The organism is Muricoccus radiodurans (assembly GCF_050154705.1).
Classification (GTDB): Bacteria; Pseudomonadota; Alphaproteobacteria; order Acetobacterales; family Acetobacteraceae; genus Roseomonas; species Roseomonas radiodurans.
In genome coordinates this window covers 2,318,355-2,338,380 of sequence record NZ_CP189561.1, presented here as the reverse complement: position 1 = coordinate 2,338,380, position 20,026 = coordinate 2,318,355, and the positions used below count along the sequence as shown (strand labels likewise).

General features: G+C 69.9%; 15 protein-coding genes and 1 tRNA gene. 10 read left to right on the top strand and 6 right to left on the bottom strand.

All coding sequences use genetic code 11. The features are described 5' to 3' along the window. Nucleotides 1–104 precede the first annotated feature (104 nt). The 6 genes from ACP6CK_RS11450 to ACP6CK_RS11425 all read left to right on the top strand — a co-directional run bounded on the left by ACP6CK_RS11450 (nucleotide 105) and on the right by ACP6CK_RS11425 (nucleotide 7,271). Nucleotides 105–1,757, top strand: a complete 1,653-nt coding sequence (locus ACP6CK_RS11450) for a tetratricopeptide repeat protein (protein WP_426959053.1) — start codon at nucleotides 105–107, stop codon at nucleotides 1,755–1,757. A gap of 8 nt (nucleotides 1,758–1,765) precedes the next feature. Then, on the top strand, nucleotides 1,766–2,650 hold the full coding sequence (locus ACP6CK_RS11445; RefSeq protein ID WP_426959051.1) for a 4-(cytidine 5'-diphospho)-2-C-methyl-D-erythritol kinase: 885 nt from the start codon (nucleotides 1,766–1,768) through the stop codon (nucleotides 2,648–2,650). A gap of 54 nt (nucleotides 2,651–2,704) precedes the next feature. Then, nucleotides 2,705–2,779: transfer RNA gene (locus ACP6CK_RS11440), tRNA-Gln, on the top strand. Between the two features lie 330 nt (nucleotides 2,780–3,109). Then, nucleotides 3,110–4,798, top strand: coding sequence for a M28 family peptidase (locus tag ACP6CK_RS11435; RefSeq protein WP_426959050.1), 1,689 nt, complete (start codon nucleotides 3,110–3,112; stop codon nucleotides 4,796–4,798). An 82-nt stretch (nucleotides 4,799–4,880) separates the two neighbouring features. Beyond that, the gene (locus ACP6CK_RS11430; RefSeq protein ID WP_426959048.1) at nucleotides 4,881–6,290 is read left to right on the top strand and encodes a M20/M25/M40 family metallo-hydrolase; all 1,410 of its coding nucleotides are present in this window, start codon (nucleotides 4,881–4,883) and stop codon (nucleotides 6,288–6,290) included. Nucleotides 6,291–6,302: 12 nt separating this feature from the next. Beyond that, on the top strand, nucleotides 6,303–7,271 hold the full coding sequence (locus tag ACP6CK_RS11425) for a Bug family tripartite tricarboxylate transporter substrate binding protein (protein WP_426959047.1): 969 nt from the start codon (nucleotides 6,303–6,305) through the stop codon (nucleotides 7,269–7,271). A 112-nt stretch (nucleotides 7,272–7,383) separates the two neighbouring features. Here the strand turns inward: ACP6CK_RS11425 and ACP6CK_RS11420 are convergent, their stop codons facing one another. From ACP6CK_RS11420 to ACP6CK_RS11395, 6 genes are read right to left on the bottom strand one after another with little or no spacing between them, the layout of a single operon-like run. Further along, entirely contained in the window at nucleotides 7,384–8,535 is a 1,152-nt protein-coding gene (locus tag ACP6CK_RS11420; RefSeq protein WP_426959045.1) for a M20 family metallopeptidase, read from the bottom strand. A gap of 9 nt (nucleotides 8,536–8,544) precedes the next feature. Further along, entirely contained in the window at nucleotides 8,545–9,546 is a 1,002-nt protein-coding gene (locus tag ACP6CK_RS11415; protein ID WP_426959043.1) for an ABC transporter ATP-binding protein, read from the bottom strand. Continuing rightward, nucleotides 9,543–10,541 carry an ABC transporter ATP-binding protein gene (locus ACP6CK_RS11410; RefSeq protein ID WP_426959041.1) on the bottom strand — a complete coding sequence of 333 codons (999 nt, stop codon included), beginning with the start codon at nucleotides 10,539–10,541 and terminating at the stop codon, nucleotides 9,543–9,545. Before ACP6CK_RS11410 ends, ACP6CK_RS11415 begins: the two co-directional genes overlap by 4 nt. Next, nucleotides 10,538–11,452 (bottom strand): ABC transporter permease, encoded by a 915-nt coding sequence (locus ACP6CK_RS11405; protein WP_426959039.1) that lies wholly within the window; start codon nucleotides 11,450–11,452, stop codon nucleotides 10,538–10,540. The genes ACP6CK_RS11410 and ACP6CK_RS11405 overlap by 4 nt, the downstream gene beginning before the upstream one ends. 1 nt (nucleotide 11,453) lies before the next feature. Beyond that, on the bottom strand, nucleotides 11,454–12,371 hold the full coding sequence (locus ACP6CK_RS11400; RefSeq protein WP_426959037.1) for an ABC transporter permease: 918 nt from the start codon (nucleotides 12,369–12,371) through the stop codon (nucleotides 11,454–11,456). A 7-nt stretch (nucleotides 12,372–12,378) separates the two neighbouring features. Then, entirely contained in the window at nucleotides 12,379–13,902 is a 1,524-nt protein-coding gene (locus tag ACP6CK_RS11395; protein ID WP_426959035.1) for an ABC transporter substrate-binding protein, read from the bottom strand. Between the two features lie 104 nt (nucleotides 13,903–14,006). On the opposite strand from ACP6CK_RS11395, the gene ACP6CK_RS11390 reads away from it, so the two are divergent. The 4 genes from ACP6CK_RS11390 to ACP6CK_RS11375 all read left to right on the top strand — a co-directional run bounded on the left by ACP6CK_RS11390 (nucleotide 14,007) and on the right by ACP6CK_RS11375 (nucleotide 20,020). Further along, complete coding sequence (locus ACP6CK_RS11390) at nucleotides 14,007–15,425, top strand: M20/M25/M40 family metallo-hydrolase (protein ID WP_426959033.1); 1,419 nt, start codon at nucleotides 14,007–14,009, stop codon at nucleotides 15,423–15,425. An 819-nt stretch (nucleotides 15,426–16,244) separates the two neighbouring features. Beyond that, the gene (locus ACP6CK_RS11385) at nucleotides 16,245–16,718 is read left to right on the top strand and encodes a PTS sugar transporter subunit IIA (RefSeq protein ID WP_426959032.1); all 474 of its coding nucleotides are present in this window, start codon (nucleotides 16,245–16,247) and stop codon (nucleotides 16,716–16,718) included. A gap of 63 nt (nucleotides 16,719–16,781) precedes the next feature. Further along, nucleotides 16,782–19,676 (top strand): monovalent cation/H+ antiporter subunit A, encoded by a 2,895-nt coding sequence (locus ACP6CK_RS11380; RefSeq protein ID WP_426959030.1) that lies wholly within the window; start codon nucleotides 16,782–16,784, stop codon nucleotides 19,674–19,676. Then, nucleotides 19,676–20,020 carry a Na+/H+ antiporter subunit C gene (locus tag ACP6CK_RS11375; protein ID WP_426959029.1) on the top strand — a complete coding sequence of 115 codons (345 nt, stop codon included), beginning with the start codon at nucleotides 19,676–19,678 and terminating at the stop codon, nucleotides 20,018–20,020. The genes ACP6CK_RS11380 and ACP6CK_RS11375 overlap by 1 nt, the downstream gene beginning before the upstream one ends. Nucleotides 20,021–20,026 lie beyond the last annotated feature (6 nt).

The following is a 20,026-nucleotide window of genomic DNA, read 5'->3' as shown; positions in this document are numbered from 1 at the left end:
TCGATGGCGTGCTGACGGCCCGTGCCCGGGCTGGATTGCTCGCGGCCGCGCTCCTGGCGGGTTGTGCCGCGGGCGGTCCGGGACCGGGGGCTACCGATCCGGAAATGGCCCCTGCAGCCGACAGCGCAGAGGCCGCCGAGCCGGGGGCGCCGGGGCTGCGGCGTCACTCCGATAGCGGGCGCGGTGCCTTCGGCGCCTACCTCGCCGGGCGGCTCGCGGCCAGCGAGAGCGACACGACCGTGGCGGCGGATGCGCTGCTCAGCGCCCTGCGGGTTGCGCCCGACGAGCCGGAGATCCTCGACCGCGCCTTCAACGCCGCCGTCATGGATGGGCGGTCCGACGCCGTCCGCCTCGCGCGGCGGTTGCCGGAGAGCCAGCTTGCGGCGCTGCTCCTGGCCGGTGCCGATGCCCAGGCCGGGCGCTGGGATCGCGCCGAGGCCCGCATCCGCAGCCTGCCGCGCCAGGGGAGCGCGCAGATCCTGCAGCCGCTGCTGCTGGCCTGGACGCAGGCCGGGCGGGGCGCGACGGACGCGGCGCTGACGACACTGCGGCCCTATACGGAAGGCGGGCGCCTGCGCGGGCTGGCGGCGCTGCATGCGGCCATGATCGCCGACATCGCGAACCGTCCGCGCGATGCGGAGCGGCTGGTCCGGATCGCGGTGGCCGAGGCGGAAGAGCCGAACCTGCGGCTGCTGGCCATCGCGGCCGGCATTCTGGCCCGGGCGGGGCGAGCGGAGGACGGGGGGCGGTTGTTCGACGCCATGTCGCTCGGCTCCGATGACGTGGCGCTGGCGGCTGGCCCGGCATCGCGGCGGACGGCGGTTTCGGGCCGTGCCGTCGCCTCGGCGACGGAGGGGATGGCGGAGGCGCAGGTGGCGCTCGGTGCCGCGCTGCGCGGGCAAGGGGCGCCGGAGCTCGGCCTCATCCTCGCGCGGCTGTCCATGCGGTTGCGGCCGAACTTCGCGCCCGCGCAGTTGCTGGCGGCGGAATGCCTCGTGGATGAGCGGCATCCCCGCGGGGCGCTGGTCGTGCTGGACGGCGTGGCCTCAGATGACCCCATGGCGCCGCTGGTCGCGCTGCGCCGGGCTTCGCTGCTCGACCAGCTCGACCGGACGGAGGAGGCCCTGGCCCTGCTGCGGCGGCTGGATGCCGCGCACGCCCAGGCGCCCCAGCCCCAGGCGAAGCTCGGCGACATCCTGCGCGCCCGCGGCCGGTCGGCCGAGGCTGTCGAGGCGTATGACCGCGCCATCGCGCGGATCGCGCGGCCGGGGACGAGCGAGTGGCCGCTCTTCTTCGCGCGTGGCCTGGCGCATGAGCGCGCGGGGCGCTGGCCGCAGGCGGAGGCTGACTTCCGTCAGGCGCTGGCCTTGTCGCCGGAGCAGCCGGTGCTCCTGAACCACCTCGCCTATGCCTGGGTGGAGCGGGGCGAGCGGCTGCAGGAGGCCCGGACGATGCTCGAGCGCGCCGCGGCGCAGCGGCCGGAGGATGGCAACATCGCGGACAGCCTCGGCTGGGCGCTGTTCCGCCTGGGCCATCTGCCCGCCGCGATCCGCCAGCTGGAGCGGGCGGCGGAGCTGGAATCCCGCAACGCCACGATCAACGACCATCTGGGCGACGCCTACTGGGCCGCGGGCCGGCAGGCGGAGGCGCGTTTCCAGTGGCGTCGTGCCCTGGGGCTCGACCCCGGGCCGGGCGACACGCCGCGGATCGAGGCGAAGCTGCGCAACGGGCTTCCCACAACCGCCGCGATCCGCTGAGCGGCGTCGTGACTTCACGCGTGGAGGCGGCACCGGCGAAGGTGAACCTGTTTCTGCACGTCACCGGCCGGCGCGCGGACGGATATCACCTGCTGGACAGCCTGGTGGTGTTCGCAGGGATCGCGGACCGCGTCTCCGCGGTGCCGGGGCGGGATCTTTCCCTCACGCTCACAGGGCCGGAGGCGGGGGCCCTTTCGGCCGAGCCGGACAACCTCGTCCTGCGGGCGGCCCGGCTGCTGGCAGAGGAGGCGCATGGCCGGCCACAGGAGGCAGGGCGGCAGGCGGCAGCGGGTGCGGCCCTGACGCTGGAGAAGGCGCTGCCGGTCGCATCCGGCATCGGCGGGGGATCGGCGGACGCGGCAGCGGCACTCCGGCTCCTGAACCGGCTCTGGGATTTCCGGCTGGGGACGGCGGCGCTGGAGGCGCTGGCGGCGCGGCTGGGGGCGGATGTCCCGGTCTGCGTTCGCAGCCATGCGGCCCGGATGAGCGGGGTGGGAGACGTCCTGTCCGCCGCGCCAATCCTGCCGCCGCTGGGTCTGGTCCTGGCCAATCCGCGGGTCGCTCTTCCGACGCCAGCCGTCTTCAGGGCGCGAGGCGGCGGCTTCTCCGAGGCTGCTGTGCTGCCCCCTTCCTGGTCGGACGCGGCGGAGCTCGCGGCAGCGTTGCGGATGCTGCGGAATGATCTGGAGCCGGCGGCGATCGCGCTCTGCCCGCCGGTGGCGGAGGTCCTGGCCGCCTTGTCGGCCCTGCCCGGCGCCTTGATCGCCCGGATGAGCGGATCCGGCGCGACCTGCTTCGCCATTCTGCCGGATGCGGCCTCCGCGGCGCGGGCCGCGGCAGGGCTTCCCGCGGCCTGGTGGCGGTGGGGGGGAGGGCTGCACGGGCCGGAATAGGGGGAGAGGCCCTTTACGGCGCGAGGCAGGAGACGCATCTTCCGGCCGCCCGGATGGGGCGTCGCCAAGTGGTAAGGCAGCGGTTTTTGGTACCGCCATTCCCAGGTTCGAATCCTGGCGCCCCAACCACTCCAAGCTCTTGATTCCCTATAACGGCCACCACTCGCGCGCCCGCGCTCAAGGACCTGGCCGTGACACGCAAGAACGATCCGGCGGGAGCGCAAGCTTTCGGGATCTGATGGCCCATGATCCCGCAAGCCTATCGATTTGTCCCACAACTCGAGCAGTCGATCATCATGGATGGCCCTGCACGTATGCTGAGCAAGGCCAAGGCGCTAGGTGGTCCGCTGGCGTTGACAGTGTTCCACGGAGGAATACGCTTGCTTTCAGCGGCGCCCATTCGGCTGTGGTGGTCGTCGGGCAGGACGTGAGTGCCTGTGGCGCGGCAGAGGATCGCTGATGCCATCATCCGTCCTTCAGTCCATTGAGCCTGCGCGGCTGATGCGCGATATCGCGGAAGTCGCTCGATGGACCAAGCTGGCTGGGACACAGACCGAGCGTGAGAGCCTGCGATACTTCGAGGCGGAGCTGAAGGCGTGCGGCTTTCGCACGGAGGTCGTGCTGCACGACGCCTACATCAGCTTGCCCGGCGCAGCACGCCTGACCGTTGAGGAGCATGATGTGCCGGCCATCACGCACTCCTTCTCGCGTCCTTCGCCCCTTGGTGGGTTAAAGGCCGAAGTGGTTCATGTTGCCCGCGGTCATGCAGCGGATTACGCGGGACAGGAGGTGCGTGGCCGGATCGTGCTTGTCGACGGCATCGCGACGCCCGAGACGAGCAGGATTGCGGGGGAACACGGCGCCGTCGGCCAGATTCACATCAGCCCGCATGAACAGCGCTACGAGATGTGCATCTCGCCTGTCTGGGGCAGTCCGACGCTGGAACTGCGCCATGAGCTGCCGTCCACCGTGGTGGTCACCGTCTCGGCGTCGGAAGGTAAGAAGCTGCGCGAGCGCGTCGCCGCTGGCACAATGCAAGCCACGCTTTTCGCGGAGGTTGACACCGGGTGGCGCAAGACCCCGATCCTTGTCGCGGACATGGGCGGCGCCGGGGCGGACGAGCCCTTCGTGATGCTGTCTGGCCATCACGACACCTGGCACTACGGGGTGATGGACAATGGCGGCGCGAACGCGACCATGCTGGAGATCGCCCGGGTCTTCGCGCCCCGCCGCGATCAATGGCGGCGCGGCCTTCGCCTGTGCTTCTGGTCCGGCCATTCCCAGGGCCGCTACTCCGGCTCTGCTTGGTATGCCGACGCCCACTGGGCAGAGCTCGAACGCCGCTGCGTCGCGCATGTGAACGTGGATAGCACGGGCGGAATGAACGCGGTCGACTTGTCCGAGACGGCCGCCATGTCGCTGCTGCACGGGTTGGCGAGGGAGGCGGTCGAGCAGCACGCTGGCCAGGCTTATATCGGCAAACGGCGTGGTCGCGCCGGGGACGACAGCTTCGGCGGCATCGGCGTGCCATCCATGTTCGGTCCCGTCAGCGAGCAGCCGAAGGGGGATACCAACGGGCGCCGCAACCTCGGCTGGTGGTGGCACACGCCGGAGGATCTGGCCGACAAGGTGGACGAGGCGAACCTGGTGCGTGATACCCGGGTGGTAGGCCACGCCGTCTGGCGCTTGCTGACCGACGAGATCTTGCCGATCAGCCTCGCGGCCGAGCTGGGCGACCTGCGGACACAGCTGCAACCCGTTCTGTCGTCGCCGTCCGCAGGTGGCTTGGCGGAGCCGATTTTGGTGGCCGTCAAAGCGCTCGAGACATTCATCGCGGATGCCACATCGAAGCTTGAAGCCGCCGGACCGGAGGGCATCGGTGCGCTGAACGGTGCGATTCAGACCGCGTGCCGGGCCCTGGTTCCGGTGGATTACACCGCCGGCGATCGCTTCGGCCATGAACCGGCTCTGCCAGTGCCTGCATGGCCGACGCTGGAGCCGCTGCGCCGCCTGTCGCGCGAAGTTCGGGAAGCGGATCGGCCCTTCCTCACCGTCTCCGCCACGCGGGCACGCAACCGCGTGCTGCACGCCCTCAGCGGCGTGGAGGCGGCATTCCGGCAGGCCCTTGCCACGGCCGGCCAGGGCTGAGCGGCCAGATCGTCGCTCGATGGGCGCTCACGCCGCGACGATCACCGGCACCGACCTGACATCCGAACAGGGGACGCGTTGAATGACGGGCACTCGTGAGGGAGCGATCGGGCGGGCCAGGAGCGCTTTCTCCACTGGGCAGTACCTCGACGGGCTTCGTCGCCTCGTGGCGGTGCCCACCGAGAGCCAGAATCCCGCCAGTGCCGCTGAACTGCAGCGCTACTGCGTGGAGACCGTTCCGTCCCTGATGGAGGGGATGGGATTCGAGCCGCGCCTCTCGGCGAACCCTCTGCCGGGCCGAGGCCCCGCCCTGATCGCGGAACGTCGGGAGGGCGCCGGGCTGCCGACGGTCCTCGTCTATGGCCACGGCGACGTGGTCCGCGGCATGGAGGGCCGTTGGTCCGACGGCCTCGATCCCTGGTCCGTTACCGTCCGGGACGGCAAGTGGTTCGGCCGCGGCACCGCCGACAACAAGGGCCAGCACCTGATCGCGATCGAAGCGCTGCGCGCCGTGCTGGAGGAGCGAGGCCGGCTGGGCTTCAACGCCGTTCTGCTGATCGAGACCGGAGAGGAGGTCGGCTCGCCCGGCCTGCGCGAGATCGTGGCCCGGGACTGTGCGGCGTTGCGTCCGGACGTGTTCATCGGTCTTGACGGGCCACGCCAGGCGACCACGGTGCCGGAACTGCGGCTGGGCTGCCGGGGCGGCGTCGCCTTCGATTTGCGCGTCAACCTGCGTGACCGAGCTCATCATTCCGGGCACTGGGGCGGCGTGCTGGCGGACCCGGCCGTTCTGCTGGCCCATGCGCTGGCCTCCATCCTCGCGGAGGACGGCCGCATCCTGGTGGAGGGCTGGACGCCGAAGGAGATCCCGGACGGCGTGCGCCGCGCCTGCGCAAGCCTCGTCTTCGAGGATCTGCCCGGCTTGCCGGAGCCCGATTCCTGGTGGGGTGAACCGGGCCTGACGAAGGCCGAGCGCATCTTCGCCTGGACAAGCGCCGTGGTGCTGGCGGGCATCACCGGCATCCCCGATGCGCCGGCGAACGCGGTGCAGGCAGAGGCGCGGCTGCGCATGCAGGTGCGCCACACCGTGGACGTGGCGGGTTCAGCCATCCTGCCCGCGCTCCGGCACCATCTGGACGCGCGCGGCCATCACCGGGTGGAGATCGTGCCGGTGCACGAAAGGGAGATGTTCGCGGCTGCCCGCACCGATCCCGACCATCCCTGGATCCAGGCCTTGGCCGAGAGCCTGCGGCGCAGCACGGGCGCGGCACCGAACCTCGTTCCGAACTCGTCGGGCGGGAATCCCTCCGCGATCTTCGCAGAGGAGCTTGGAGTGCCGGTCGCCTGGGTGCCGAACGGCCATGCAGGTAGCAATCAGCACGCCCCCGACGAGCACGCGCTGGAGCCCCTGTTGCGCGAGGGACTTGCGATCATGGCGGGCGTTTGGTGGGATATCGGCGAAGGGAACCACCCGAAGCCGCGCGGTCGCTGAGGAGTGCCCCGCATGATCCGCCTCACCCGCCGCACCCTGGCCGGCGCCGTGCTGACACTGCCCTCAGTGGCACGGGCCCAGACGCCCTATCCGAACCGGCCGGTCCGCGTTGTCATTCCCTTCGGCCCCGGTGGCGGCAGCGACAATTTGGCGCGGGTGATCGAGGCCGGCGTCGGCCGCGCTCTCGGGCAGGTTCTCGTGATCGAGACGCGGCCGGGTGCCGGTGGCGTGATCGGAACCGAGCTTGTCGCCCATGCGGAGCCGAACGGCTACACGGTGCTGCTGACCGACTCCAGCTTCACCATCAACCCCGGTCTCGTGCCCCGCCTGCCCTATGATTCAGCGCGCGACTTCCTCCCGGTCTGTCATCTCGCCAGCGGGTCCTCCGTGCTGCTCGTGCATCCCTCGCTGCCCGTGCATTCGGTCCGTGATCTCGTGGCATGGGCCACGGCGCGGCCGGGTGAACTGAGCTATGCCTCAGGCGGGAACGGCACCGGACCGCACCTGGCCGGGGAACTCTTCAAGCTGGCGACCGAGATCGACATGGTCCACGTGCCCTATCGGGGGACCGGACCGGCGACCAACGACGTGGTCGCCGGACATGTGCCGGTGATGTTCAACGGTGCCAGCGCGGTGAAGCCTCACGTGGACGCGGGGCGACTGCGCGCGCTCGCGGTCACGGGGCTGGCGCGCAACCCCGCCCTGCCGGACACGCCGACCTTCACGGAGGTCGGCCTGCCGCAGATCGAGGCGTCCGGCCACTGGGGCGTGCTGGCACCGGCGCGCACGCCGGAGGCCGTTGTGCGGAAGCTCGCGGAGGCCTTCTCGACCGGCGTGCGCGATCCGGCCATCAGCCCGCGACTGGAGACATTGGGATTCACGGTGGTTGGCGGCGGGCCGGCGGATTATGCGGCACTGATCCGCAACGACACCGCGCGCTGGGCGGAGGTGATCCGTCGCGCGAACATCAAGCCGGACTGATCAGTCGGTCAGAAGGTTCCGCCATTGGCCGAGGGCACCTCCCCGATCGCCAGGGAAGCGTGCGGGGATGCGAAGAATGCCACGCGTTCGCGATGATCTCGGGCGTGCCCCATCAGCGCAGGGTTTGCAGCAGGTGGAGCAGCAGCGTGCCGCGCGGAACGATGGTGCTCACGTCGAGGAACTCCCCATTGGTGTGCGATCCGCCGCCGAAGGGACCGAGGCCGTCGAGCACCGCCGCGTAGGGAATGCAGAACTGGCCATCGGAGCCGCCGGAGCCCTCGCCGGAGGGAAGGTCCTGGAGGTCGAAGCCGATATCGGCGGCTAGCGATCGGGCGTGGTCGAACAGCGCCGCGACGTCGGGGCGCTCGGGCTTGCTGTAGGGGAAGCGGTTCATCCCGCCGGTGATGGTGAGGGTGACGTCGGGGGTGACGGGGGCTAGCCCCTCGATGCGGGCAGTCAGCTCCCGCGCGTCGGCCATGGTGGGGACGCGGAGGTCGATGCTGCAGGTCGCGTGCTCCGGCACCACGTTTGCGGCGGTGCCGCCGCTGATCATGCCGACGGAGACAGTCACACCGCGATCGTAGTCGGTCATCCTCTCCAGCGCGAGGATCTGGTGCGCCAGTTCCTTCACCGCGGAGCGGCCGTTGCGGTGGGCGCTGCCGGAATGGGCCGGGACGCCGCGCACGGCGAGATCGTAGCGCGCCAGCCCCTTGCGCGAGGTGACGACGCGGCCGCCGCCGCGGGCGGCCTCCAGCACGAGGACGTATTTGGACCGTTTCGCCTCGGCCTCGATCAGCGCCTGGGATGTCTGGCTGCCTACCTCCTCGTCCGAGACGTAGACGAGGGTGAGCGGGAGGGGGGTGGTGCGCCCTTCCTCCAGCAGACGGCGCAGCGCGGCGAAGCCGGCATGGGCACCGGCCTTCATGTCGTTGATCCCGGGGCCGTAGGCGCGACCGTCCTCGGTGCGGATCGGGTTGAGGGCGAGGCTGCCGATCGGGTGCACCGTGTCGAGGTGCGACAGCAGCGTCACCCCGCGCTCGTTCGATCCCGCGTTCCACGGCGCGCGGACGACGAGGTGGTCGCCGCGCCCGCCCGTGCCGGGCACGCGCTCGACGGTCGCGCCGATGCGCTCGAAATCGGCCTGGGCGCGGTCCATGACGCGGTTGACGGCGGCGGCGTCCGAGGTCGGGCTCTCGATCCCCACCCAGGCGTTCAGCCCTTCGAGGAAGCGTTCCGGCGTGTCGAAGTCGAGGAGGTCGGTCATCGGGATCCTTCAGGCGGCCGCGACGAGGCCGGCGGGCGGCGGACCGCCCTCCGGCTGCTCGATGAGGTGGCAGGCGGCGTGGCCACCGCCCGGGCAGGGGAGGAGGGCGGGCGCCTCGCGCGGACAACGGTCGAAAACCGCGGGGCAGCGCGGGTGGAAGGCGCAGCCCGGCGGAACGTTCAGCGGATTCGGAAAGGCCGTGCCGAGCCGCATCGCCGGCAGGCCGAGGGAGGGATCTGGCGTCAGCACCGAGGCCAGCAGCGCCGCCGTATAGGGGTGGCGCGGGTCGCCGAGCACGCGGTCCGCCCGCCCCTCCTCCACCACCCGGCCGAGATACATCGCCGTCACCCGATCGGCGAGCATCTGCACCACCGCGAGGTTGTGGCTGATGAAGAGGTAGGCGAGGCCGAGCCGGTCGCGCAGGTCGAAGAGCAGGTTGAGGATCTGAGACTGCACCGAGACGTCGAGCGCCGAGGTCGGCTCGTCGCACACCACCAGCGAGGGGCGCAGCACGAGGGCGCGGGCGATGGCAACGCGCTGCCGCTGCCCGCCCGAGAGCTGGGAGGGAAAGGCCTCCGCGTGCCGCGGCGCGAGGCCGACGAGGGCGAGCATCTCCGCCACCGAATCGCGCCGCTCCGCCGCCGTCCCGATGCCGTGAACGGTCAGCGGTAGTCCGACGATGGAGGCGACGCTGCGGCGCGGGTTGAGCGAGGAGTAGGGATCCTGGAAGACCGGCTGCACCAGCCGCGCCCGCTCCAGCCGGCCGAGGGAGGCGATCGGGCGACCGTCCAGCAGCACCTCGCCCTCGCTCGGACTCTCCAGCCCGAGGATCATGCGGGCGAGGGTGCTCTTGCCGCAGCCGGACTCGCCGACGAGGCCGACCACCTCGCCGCGGTCGACGTGGAGCGAGACGCCAGCGACCGCGGTCAGTATCCGGCGCCGCGCCAGCAGCCCGCCGCCGACGGTGTAGCGCTTGTGGACACCGCGAATCTCGAGGATGGGCGGACTCACGCCGCGCGCCTCAGCGCGTCCGCAGGCAGGACGCAGCGCCAGGCGTGGCCAGCGGCGTCGTCGCGCATGGCCACCGGTTCGGTGCAGGCGGGCATGGCGTAGGGACAGCGGGTGCGGAAGGCACAGCCGCGAATATCTCCGACGAGCGAGGGGACGAGGCCCGGGATGGTGCCGAGACGCTCGCCCGGTGCCATGCGGGCCGCGCGCGGGATGCAGTCCATCAACCCGCGCGTGTAGGGATGGCGCGGCGCGCCGAAGACGGCGGCCGACGGCCCTTCCTCCACCACCTCGCCGGCGTACATCACCGCGACCCGGTCGGCGATGCGCGCGACGACGCCGAGGTCATGGGTGACAAGGATGAGGGCCATTCGCATTTCGCGCTGAAGCTCCGCGAGGAGCTGGAGGATGCCGAGCTGGATGGTGGCGTCGAGCGCCGTGGTCGGCTCGTCCGCGAGGACGAGGTCCGGGCCGCACATGAGGGCCATGGCGATCACCACGCGCTGGCGAAGGCCACCCGAGAGCTGGTGCGGGTATTGGCCCAGGCGCCCGGCGGCGCCCGCGATGCCGACGCGCTCTAGCAGCGCGACGGCACGGTCCCGCGCGGCCCGGCGATCGCCGTGGCCGTGACGGAGATAGGTCTCGGTGAGCTGGTCCCCGATCGTGAGCGACGGGTTGAGGCAAGTCATTGGGTCCTGGAAGATCATCGCGACCCGGTCGCCGCGCAGCGCGCGCAGGCGGCGGGGCGGGGCCGTCAGCAAGTCCTCCCCGGCGAGCGTCAGCCGGGCGGCGCTGCGCCGGGCACCGGCCGGCAGAAGCCCCATCAGCGCCAGCGAGGTAAGCGACTTGCCGCAGCCGGATTCGCCCACGATGCAGAGCGTCTCGCCACGGTGAGCGGCGAGGGTGACGCCGCGAACCGCGTGGAGCATACCCCCGGAGGTCGGGATGTCGACACGCAGGTCGCGCGCGTCGAGCAGGATCTCTCCCTCTCCGCTCACGCCCGCCCCTCCGGCGCGGTGGCGTCGCGGATGCCGTCGCCGAGCAGGTTGATCGCCAGAACGAGGAGACAGATCGCCAGGCCCGGCAGCATGATCATCCAGGGCTCGAACAGCATCAGCTCTTTCGCCTCGCTCACCATCAGCCCCCAGGAGGGCAGCGGCGGCTGCACGCCGAGGCCGAGGAAGGAGAGGGCGGCTTCCAGCAGAATGGCCTGGGCCATCTCGTAGCTGGCGATGACAACGAGGCCGGAGACGACGTTCGGCAGCACCTCACTCATCAGGATGCGGGGGACCGAGCAGCCGATGGCGCGGGCGGCGGTGACATATTCCCGGTTGCGCACCTGCATGGTAGCGCTGCGCATCACCACGGCGAATCGATCCCAGAGCAGCAGGCCGAGGACGAAAACCACCACTTCCAGGGAGCCGCCGAGCACGGCGACGACGGCGAGCGCCACCATCACCACGGGCAGCGAGAGGCGCGTGGTGACGAGGAAGGACACCACCATGTCTGTCTTCCCGCCAAAATAGCCCGCGGCGACACCGAGCGCCGTACCGATTGCGCCGGAGACGAGCATCGTGAAGAAGCCGATGAGGAGCGAGATGCGCGCTCCATAGATCAGGCGTGACAGATAGTCGCGGCCGAGATTGTCGGTGCCGAGTAGGTGCGCGGGGTCCGCGCGCTCCGCGTCCACGAAGGCGGGCGGGATCATGCGGGCGTCGAGCGCCTGGGCGTAGGGGTCGTGCGGTGCGATTAAGGGCGCGAGGACGGCCATCAGGACGATCGCGAGGAGGAAGGCGGCGGAGACGACGAGGCCAGGATTGGCGAGGAGGCGCGAGCGGCGGCGTGGGGCGGCCGTCCCCTCGACGGACGGCACCTCGGGCACGGCGGCGGCAGCGTGGAGCGGGTCCATCTCAGCCCTCCCGCACGCGCGGGTCGAGCCAGGCATTCAGCAGGTCCGACACCATGGTGAGCACCACGTAAAAGAGGGCCACGACGAGCAGGATACCCTGCACCACAGGGAAGTCCTTCCGCGAGATCGCTTCCCAGGCGAGGTAGCCGATGCCCTGAAGGGCGAAGACCGTCTCGATCACCACCGAGCCGGACAGCATGTTGCCGAACTGCACGGAGGCAAGCGCCGCGACGGGCGCGACGGCGTTGCGGAGAGCGTGCTTGATCAGCACGACGTGGGTCGGAAGGCCCTTGGCGTGGGCGGTGCGGATGTAGTCGGCGGCCAGCACCTCCACCATGCCGGCCCGGGTCAGGCGCATGAGGACCGGGGTGGAAAACCAGCCCAGCGCCACCGCAGGAAGGATGAAGTTGGCGAGGGTCTCCGTGCCCGAGACCGGCAGCCAGCCGAGGGTGAGACCGAAGAAGAAGATCAGCAGCAGCGCGAAGAAGAAGGAGGGCATGGCCTGCCCGAGCACGGCCAGCCCGAGGGCTGATCGGTCGATCCAGGTGTTGCGCCGCAACGCCGCCACCATGCCGAGCGGGATGGAGAGCAGTAGGGCGATGGCGAGGCCAAGGCACGCCAGGATGGCGGTGTTAGGCAAGCGGTCCAGGATGAGGTTCGCCACGCTCTCCGGATAGAAGAGGGAGCGGCCGAGATCGCCCGACAGCGAGCGCAGCAGCCACTCCCCGTACTGGACCAGCAGCGGACGGTTCAGCCCGTACAACGCCCGAATCCGCTCGATCTCCTCTGGCGAGGCCTCCTCCCCCGCCAGCGTCCCGGCGAGGTCCCCGGAGACGCGGAGGAGGAGAAAGGCGATGAGGGAGACGGAGAAGGCGACCGCGAGCGCGAGGAGCAGCCGCTTCGCGGCGAAGCGCAGCATCGGCGGGTCAGCGCCTCCAGCGCGCGAGGAAGAAGCGCGGCACCTCGTCGGCCGAGGGCTGGAACTCGAGCTGGGCATTGAAGGCGTAGGTCAGCGGGAAGGTCCAGAGCGGGAGCCAGTAGGCTTGGTCCGTGACGCGCCGAATGGCCGCGGTGTAGGCCTCCCGCCGCGTGTCGGCATCGAGCGAGCGGTCCCCGCGCCGCAGGAGCGCCGCGACCTCCGGATCGCGCGCCATGTCGTTCGGCGTGTCCGAGAAGAAGTAGGATGTGATGGCCGCGACATCGTAGAGCGAGGTGGAGCCCCAGGCGCCGAGGTTCAGTCGCACCTTCCCGTCCCGCACGTCGGAGGAGAAGGTATCGGCCTGCACCCAATCGAGCCGCGCGCGGATGCCGACGGCGCGGAGCTGGCCGATCACGGCCTCCACCCAGGGGCGGTCGCGATAGGCCTGGATCGAGACGTCGAAGCCGTTCGGATAACCGGCCTCGGCCAGCAGGGCACGGGCGCGGGCCGGGTCGTACTCGTAGCGGGTGATGCCCTCCTGCGTGCAGCCGAACTGCTCGGGATGGCAAGGCGTGTGGAGGACGCTCGATCCCTCTCCCACGAGGTTGCGGACGATCCCGGGGCGGTCGATGGCATGGGAGATGGCGCGGCGAACGCGGAGGTCCGTCATCGGGTTGTTCTCCCGCCCCGTGCGGCCGCCGGCGTCCATGCTCATGTAGACGATCCGCACCGTCTCCCCGCTGGTGATGGTGAGGTTGCGGCGGCTGCGGAGGTTGCGCGCCTGGTCCGGCTGCACGCGCCAGATCCAGTCGAGTCCGCCGGTCAGCAGTTCCGCCATCCGGGTGTTCGCCTCGGGGATGCGGCGGAAGATGAGGCGATCAATCGCGGGCTGGCCCTTGGCGCCGCCGAAGTAGCGGTCGAAGCGCTGCAAGGTGGTCTGGCGACCGGGCGCCAACTCCGTCACGCGGTAGGGGCCGGTGCCGACGGGCTCCCGCGCCATGCCTTCCAGGCCGACGCGCTTCAGATAATCGCTCGGCATGATGACGACGTTCGTCAGGTACTCCTGCCAGGGGCCGTAGGGCTCCCGCATCTTCAGGCGGACGGTGCGGGAATCCACGACCTCCGCGCCGGACAGCCAGGTGATACGCTGGAAGTTGACGATCCGATTGGCGGGATCGAGCATGATGTTGACGGTGTCGGCGACGTCCTGCGCGTCCACCACCTCGCCGTTATGGGCAACGATGCCCTCGCGGATGCGGAGCTCGATCGTGGTGTCGTCGATCGCGCGCACGGATTCTGCCAGATGGGGGCGGTACTCGCCCGTCGCAGGATCGCGGTAGGTGGGGGCATCCCAGATCAGGTAGCCCATCACCACACCCTCCCGCACCGTGTTCTGGTAGGGAATGATGTTCGCGGGCTCGCTGTCCGAGGCCCAGCGCAGCGTGTTATCGGCAGGGCCGGCACCTGCGTCCGGCGCGGCGAGTCCGAACAGAATCGCGGCCGAGGCAAGCGCGCGCGAGATGGGGCCCATTCTGTCTCTCCTGCGTAAAGAACGGCGTTCCCGCTGCGGCAACGCTTTCACAACCTTCCATGCAATGCAACCATCGGATCGGGAACGGAGAAAGGGGAAGAGGAATGTCGGCGAGGAACGGAAGCGGTAGCCGCGAGGGCACGATTGCCCGCGCGGCGGCATACTTTGATGAAGGCCGCTACCTTGCCTCGCTGCGACGCCTCGTCGCCGTACCGACCGAGAGCCAGATGCCCGGGCGAGAGGAGGCACTGCGCCGGTATTGCAAGGAAGCGCTGGCCGAGGAGTTCGACGGCATGGGCTTCGACCTGTCCGTGCTGGACAACCCGCGGGACGGGCGCGGTCCGGCGCTGCTGGCCAGCCGCGTGGAAGATCCCGCGTTGCCGACGGTCCTCGTCTACGGTCATGGCGACGTGGTGCGCGGAATGCCCGAGCGGTGGCGCGCGGGGCTCGATCCGTGGGCGGTCACCGTGGAGGGCGATCGCTGGTACGGGCGCGGCACGGTGGACAACAAGGGGCAGCACCTGATCGCGATCCAGGCGCTGCGCGCGCTGATCGAGGAGCGCGGGCGTCTCGGCTTCAACGCCAAGGTCTTCGTCGAGACGGGCGAGGAGGTGGGCTCGCCCGGGCTGCGCGACCTGCTGAAGCGGGATGCGGCACTGCTCTCCGCGGATGCCTTCATCGGGTTGGACGGACCGCGGCAGACGACCTTCATGCCCGACATCAAGCTCGGCGCGCGCGGCGGCGTGGCCTTCGATTTGGTGGTGAAGCTGCGGGACCACGCGGCGCACTCCGGACACTGGGGCGGCGTGCTGGCCGATCCAGGGTTTATCCTCTCCCACGCGCTGTCCAGCATCGTGTCGCGGGATGGGCGCATCCTGGTGAAGGCTCTGCTGCCGGCAAGCGTTCCGGACTCCGTGCGGCGCGCCTGCAACGACCTCGTGCTGGAGGACGTGCCGGGCACCCCCGTGCCGGACGCGGGCTGGGGCGAGCCGGGGATGAGCGTGACGGAGCGGATCTTCGCCTGGACAAGCGTGATCGTGCTCGCCTTCGTCACCGGCCTGCCGGACGCGCCAACCAATGCGGTGCAGGCGGAGGCCCGCGCGCGGCTGCAGGTGCGCCATACCGTGGATGTGCCCGGCGGCAGCATCATCCCGGCGATCCGGAGTCACCTGGACAGGCAGGGCTTCCCGGAGGTGGAGGTGGTGCCTGTGATGGAACGCGACATGTTCAGCGCGTCCCGCACCGACCCCGACCATCCCTGGGTCCGGGCGGTCATCGCATCCATGGAACGTACGGTGGGGCGGGCGCCGAACGTCATCCCGAACTCATCGGGTTCCAACCCCTCCGACATCTTCCAGGAGGAGCTGAGCGTGCCGGTGATGTGGATCCCCAACTCCTACGCGGGCTGCCATCAGCACGGACCGGACGAGCACGCCCTGGCACCGCTCCTTCGAGAAGGGCTGGTGCTGATGGCTGGTCTTTGGTGGGATGTATCCGAGGGAAGGATGCCGGCACGCCGGTGAGTGCGCGGATCGAAGGACCAGAAGGACATGAGGCTGCCGTGGCGCTGTCGGGTCGGTCAGGTTGAGGGCGCGCTCCTTACTTCCAGATTTTTATGAGATGCGAGGGATGTAGTCGGACATACCAAGGGCGTTGGATGTGTTCCGAAGGGCGCGGCGGGTCTCGACCTCGGCGACCTGGCTCGGGGGCGAGAGGCACTTGCCCAAGTGCTTGAGGCGGGCATGGCATGTGGCCACATGCGATGGCGATAATGGCCGGTCCAGCACTTCCAGAGCCGCCGACCAAGGGGCTGACCGCGCGCAGACTCTCGTTCCAGGCGCGGGGCTGCTGAAGTGATTTTGATTGAGGCAAGACGAGTTAAGGCGAAATTCGAGATATGAAAGAGAGTTCCGGGGTGGGCCGGTGGGCACGCTTCGGTTCCACGGACCGGACGGCGCGGCGCAGCCGTGCCGTCCGGCATCGGCCGCAACGACCTTCCAGGCAGGGCTGAAGGCACTCAGTCCCTCGCGGCCGCTGCCCTTCAGCGCGTGATCAGGACACCGGCGTGGGGCAGCGTCTTCGCCCGATGCTCCCCTCATCCGAACGCAAGCTTCGAACTGCGGCGGCATCAGCCAGCGGCATTCCATGCGGACCTGGACACGATGGAACATTGGCAGCGAGCTCGAGCACGACGGCCGATCATTGGACCGGATGAGGCGGTCTCGGGCATGAGAACCGAAGGGTGCGCGGTTCCGGACGCTGATGCCGGAGCCGTCCATCGCGCGGATACGCTTTGCCCGGCTTGGCCCAGAGGGCGATACTGCGAAGTCATGGAGTTGCGCATGCCCATTGCCGACCTGTTTCCTGCTGCCGAGGCCGTCTTGACGCTCGGGCCCGCGGACAAGGCGGAACTGCTCGAGATGCTCTCCGCCGAGGCCGCGCATCGTGTGGAACATCGCAGGCAAGACATCCTGCAGGCTCTGATAGCACGGGAGAGTCTGGGATCCACAGCGCTCGGCCGTGGGATTGCCCTCCCACACGCACGGCTGGACTGGCTGGATGAGCCCCTCGCGATCCTGGCGCGGCTGGACCGCCCCATCGACTTCGAGGCGCGGGACGGCGAACCAGTGGATCTCGTTTTCCTCGTCCTGTGGCCAGAAGCTTCGTCGGAGAGCTTTCTGCCTGCCCTGTCCGGGATCTGCCGTGCTCTGCGGGACAACCAGTTGCCGCGCCAGCTTCGCCAAGCTCGCTCGGCCGCGGAGGCCTTGGCGAAGCTCCAGGCGGCGGACGACCCGGACCCCGACGCGCAGCCCTGATCACCGCTGCGGGCCCGACGGTTCGGCCCGCCCTCACTGCCCCGAAGAATAGGACGGCGCCCTATGCCCGACGCCCTCTGCCTCTCGGCTGTCATCGGCCTGCCCTATCTGGGCGCCCTGGTCGTGGCACTGCTGCCGCGCAACCGGCGCAACCTGGAATCCTGGCTCGCCGGCGGCGCGGCCCTGCTTACGCTGGTGATGGTGTGGCTGCTCTGGCCCTCCGTCTCCCAGGGGGAGGTGCCGCGGCTGGAACTGCCTTGGGCGCCGGAACTCGGCCTGACCTTCGTGCTGCGCATGGACGGGCTCGCCTCGGTCTTTGCGGCCATGGTCGCCGGCATCGGCTTCCTGGTCGTGCTCTACGCCCGCTACTACATGTCGCCGGAAGACCCGATCCCGCGCTTCTTTTCGTTCCTGCTGTTCTTCATGGGATCGATGATAGGCTTGGTACTCTCAGGCAACCTCATCCAGATGGTCTTCTTCTGGGAGCTGACCAGCCTCTTCTCTTTCCTGCTGGTCGGGTACTGGCAGCAATCGGCCGCGGCGCGGGACGGGGCGCGCATCGCCCTGACGGTCACCGCGGGGGGCGGGCTGGCCCTGTTCTCGGGCGTCCTGCTGATGGGCCACATCGTCGGCTCCTACGATCTCGACCGCGTGCTGGCGGCCGGCGACACGATCCGCACCCATCCGCTCTACCGGCCGGCGCTGGTGCTGGTCTTGCTGGGCGCCCTGACCAAGAGCGCGCAGTTTCCGTTTCATTTCTGGCTGCCCCAGGCCATGGCGGCGCCCACGCCCGTCTCGGCCTACCTGCACTCGGCCACGCTGGTGAAGGCGGGCATCTTCCTGATGGTGCGGTTCTGGCCCGTCCTGGCCGGCACGGAGGAATGGTTCTGGATCCTGGGAAGCTGCGGAATGCTGACCCTGCTGCTGGGCGCCTACATCGCGATTTTCCAGCATGACCTGAAGGGGTTGCTGGCCTATTCCACCATCAGCCACTTGGGCCTGATCACGCTGCTGCTGAGCCTGAACAGCTCCCTGGCCCTGGTGGCCGCGATCTTTCACACGATGAACCACGCGACCTTCAAGGCCTCGCTGTTCATGGCCGCGGGCATCATCGACCATGAAACGGGGACGCGCGACATCCGCCGCCTCTCCGGCCTCAACCGGTCCATGCCCTTCACGGCGCGGCTGGCGCTGGTGGCCGCCGCCGCCATGGCGGGCGTCCCCCTTCTGAACGGCTTCATCTCGAAGGAGATGTTCTTCACCGAGGCGCTGACCGCGTCCTCCGCCCCCACGATCTTGCACGCGATGCTCCCCTTCGCGGCGCTGGTGGCCAGCATCCTCGCGGTCGCCTACTCCCTGCGCTTCATCCACGGCGCCTTCTTCGGCCCGGACACCGATGACCTGCCCCGCACCCCACACGAGCCGCCGCAGTGGATGCGTCTGCCGGTGGAGGTCCTGGTCTTTCTCTGCATGGTGGTCGGCATCCTGCCGGCCGCGACGATCGGGCCGTTCCTGGACGTGGCCGTTCGCTCCGTGCTGCGCGGCGATACGCCGGAGTACAGCCTGGCCGTCTGGCACGGCTTCAACCTGCCCCTGGTGATGAGCCTCTTCGCCCTGGCTTTGGGCGTCCTGCTCTACCGCGTGTTGCAGCGCCACCTCTCCGCGGGGGTGGAGGGCACGCCGCTGATCCGCGGCCTGGACGGACGCCGGATCTTCGACCGCGCGATGGTCTTCCTGTCCTGGCGCTTCGCGCGCACCCTGGAACGCCTGCTGGGGACGAGCCGGCTGCAAATGCAGCTGCGGCTGCTGGTCTGCGTGACGTTCCTGGCCGCAATCCTGGCCCTGCAGCCCTATGGTCTGCGCCTGGGCGAGGTCGCGCTCACGCGCGCGGACCCCGTCGTCGCGCTGATCTGGCTGGCCGGCGGCGGCTGCGCCGTCGCGGCCGCCTACCAGGCCAAGTACCACCGGCTTGCCGCGCTGGTGCTGCTGGGTGGTGCGGGGCTCGCGACCTGCCTCACCTTCGTCTGGTTCTCCGCCCCTGACCTCGCGATGACCCAGCTGCTGGTGGAGGTGGTGACCACGGTACTCATGCTGCTGGGCCTGCGCTGGCTGCCCAAGCGGCTCGTCCTCCCCGAGGCAGCCCAGGCCCTCGTGCCCCGCCTGCGCCGCGCACGGGACTTCGTCATCGCCTTGGCGGCGGGAGCCGGACTGACCGCCGTCTCCTACGCCACCATGACCCGGCCTTCGCCCGAGGGGATCGCCCGCCACTTTCTCGAGCGCTCCTATTCGGAGGGCGGCGGAACCAACGTGGTCAACGTCATCCTGGTGGATTTCCGCGGCTTCGACACGCTGGGCGAGATCACCGTGCTCGGGATCGTGGCGCTCACGGTCTTCGCGCTGCTCCGCCGTTTCCGTCCCGCGCCGGAGAGCATCGGCGTGCCGGAACAGCAGCAGGGCGGGGACGGGAACTGGCTGCTGGTCCCGGGCGCCATTATGAAGCTGATGTTCCCCATCATCTGCGCCGTGGCGATCTTCCTCCTGCTGCGCGGGCACGACCTACCGGGCGGTGGCTTCGCGGCGGGGCTGATGCTGTCAATCGCCATCCTGCTGCAATATATGACCGGCGGCGTGCGCTGGGTGGATGACCACCTGCGTGTGCGCCCCCTGCGCTGGATGGGCGCCGGGCTGTTGCTGGCAGCTGGCACCGGGGCTGCCGCGATGATCGCGGGGCGTCCCTTTCTGACCTCCTACTTCGCCTATGCGGACCTGCACTGGCTCGGCAAGCTGCCCATGGCGAGTGCGGTGTTGTTCGATCTCGGCGTCTTCGCGCTCGTGTTCGGCGCAACGGTCCTGATGCTGCTCTCCATTGCGCACCAGTCCGTGCGCAGCCCCAGGCCGGCCCGCCCTGTCCTGCCGGAGCGCGCGCGCCCCAACCCGGCGATCGCAGGAGACGATTGATGGAACTCATCCTCGCGGTCTCAATCGGGGTGCTCGGTGGGTCCGGAGTGTGGCTGCTGATGCGGCCACGCACTTTCCAGCTCATCATCGGCCTGTCGCTGCTGTCCTATGCGGTGAACCTGTTCATCTTCAGCATGGGCCGCTTCCCCGTCGGGCGGCCGCCCGTCCTGGAACCGGGCACGCCGGGCGATCCGGCCGTCTTCGCCGATCCCCTGCCGCAGGCCCTGGTGCTGACCGCCATCGTGATCGGCTTCGCCACCACCGCCCTCTTCCTCGTGGTCATGCTGGCGGCCCGCGGGCTGACCGGCGGTGACCATGTGGACGGAAGGGGGCCGGGACGTTGAACGGCT

Excerpts from the sequence above, each read along its gene's own strand:
- ACP6CK_RS11450 (WP_426959053.1), top strand. The coding sequence starts at position 105 with ATGGCCCCTGCAGCCGACAGCGCAGAGGCCGCCGAGCCGGGGGCGCCG.
- ACP6CK_RS11435 (WP_426959050.1), top strand. The coding sequence starts at position 3,110 with ATGCCATCATCCGTCCTTCAGTCCATTGAGCCTGCGCGGCTGATGCGC.
- ACP6CK_RS11430 (WP_426959048.1), top strand. The coding sequence starts at position 4,881 with ATGACGGGCACTCGTGAGGGAGCGATCGGGCGGGCCAGGAGCGCTTTC.
- ACP6CK_RS11425 (WP_426959047.1), top strand. The coding sequence starts at position 6,303 with ATGATCCGCCTCACCCGCCGCACCCTGGCCGGCGCCGTGCTGACACTG.
- ACP6CK_RS11420 (WP_426959045.1), bottom strand. The coding sequence starts at position 8,535 with ATGACCGACCTCCTCGACTTCGACACGCCGGAACGCTTCCTCGAAGGG.
- ACP6CK_RS11405 (WP_426959039.1), bottom strand. The coding sequence starts at position 11,452 with ATGGACCCGCTCCACGCTGCCGCCGCCGTGCCCGAGGTGCCGTCCGTC.
- ACP6CK_RS11400 (WP_426959037.1), bottom strand. The coding sequence starts at position 12,371 with ATGCTGCGCTTCGCCGCGAAGCGGCTGCTCCTCGCGCTCGCGGTCGCC.
- ACP6CK_RS11395 (WP_426959035.1), bottom strand. The coding sequence starts at position 13,902 with ATGGGCCCCATCTCGCGCGCGCTTGCCTCGGCCGCGATTCTGTTCGGA.
- ACP6CK_RS11390 (WP_426959033.1), top strand. The coding sequence starts at position 14,007 with ATGTCGGCGAGGAACGGAAGCGGTAGCCGCGAGGGCACGATTGCCCGC.
- ACP6CK_RS11385 (WP_426959032.1), top strand. The coding sequence starts at position 16,245 with ATGCCCATTGCCGACCTGTTTCCTGCTGCCGAGGCCGTCTTGACGCTC.
- ACP6CK_RS11380 (WP_426959030.1), top strand. The coding sequence starts at position 16,782 with ATGCCCGACGCCCTCTGCCTCTCGGCTGTCATCGGCCTGCCCTATCTG.
- ACP6CK_RS11375 (WP_426959029.1), top strand. The coding sequence starts at position 19,676 with ATGGAACTCATCCTCGCGGTCTCAATCGGGGTGCTCGGTGGGTCCGGA.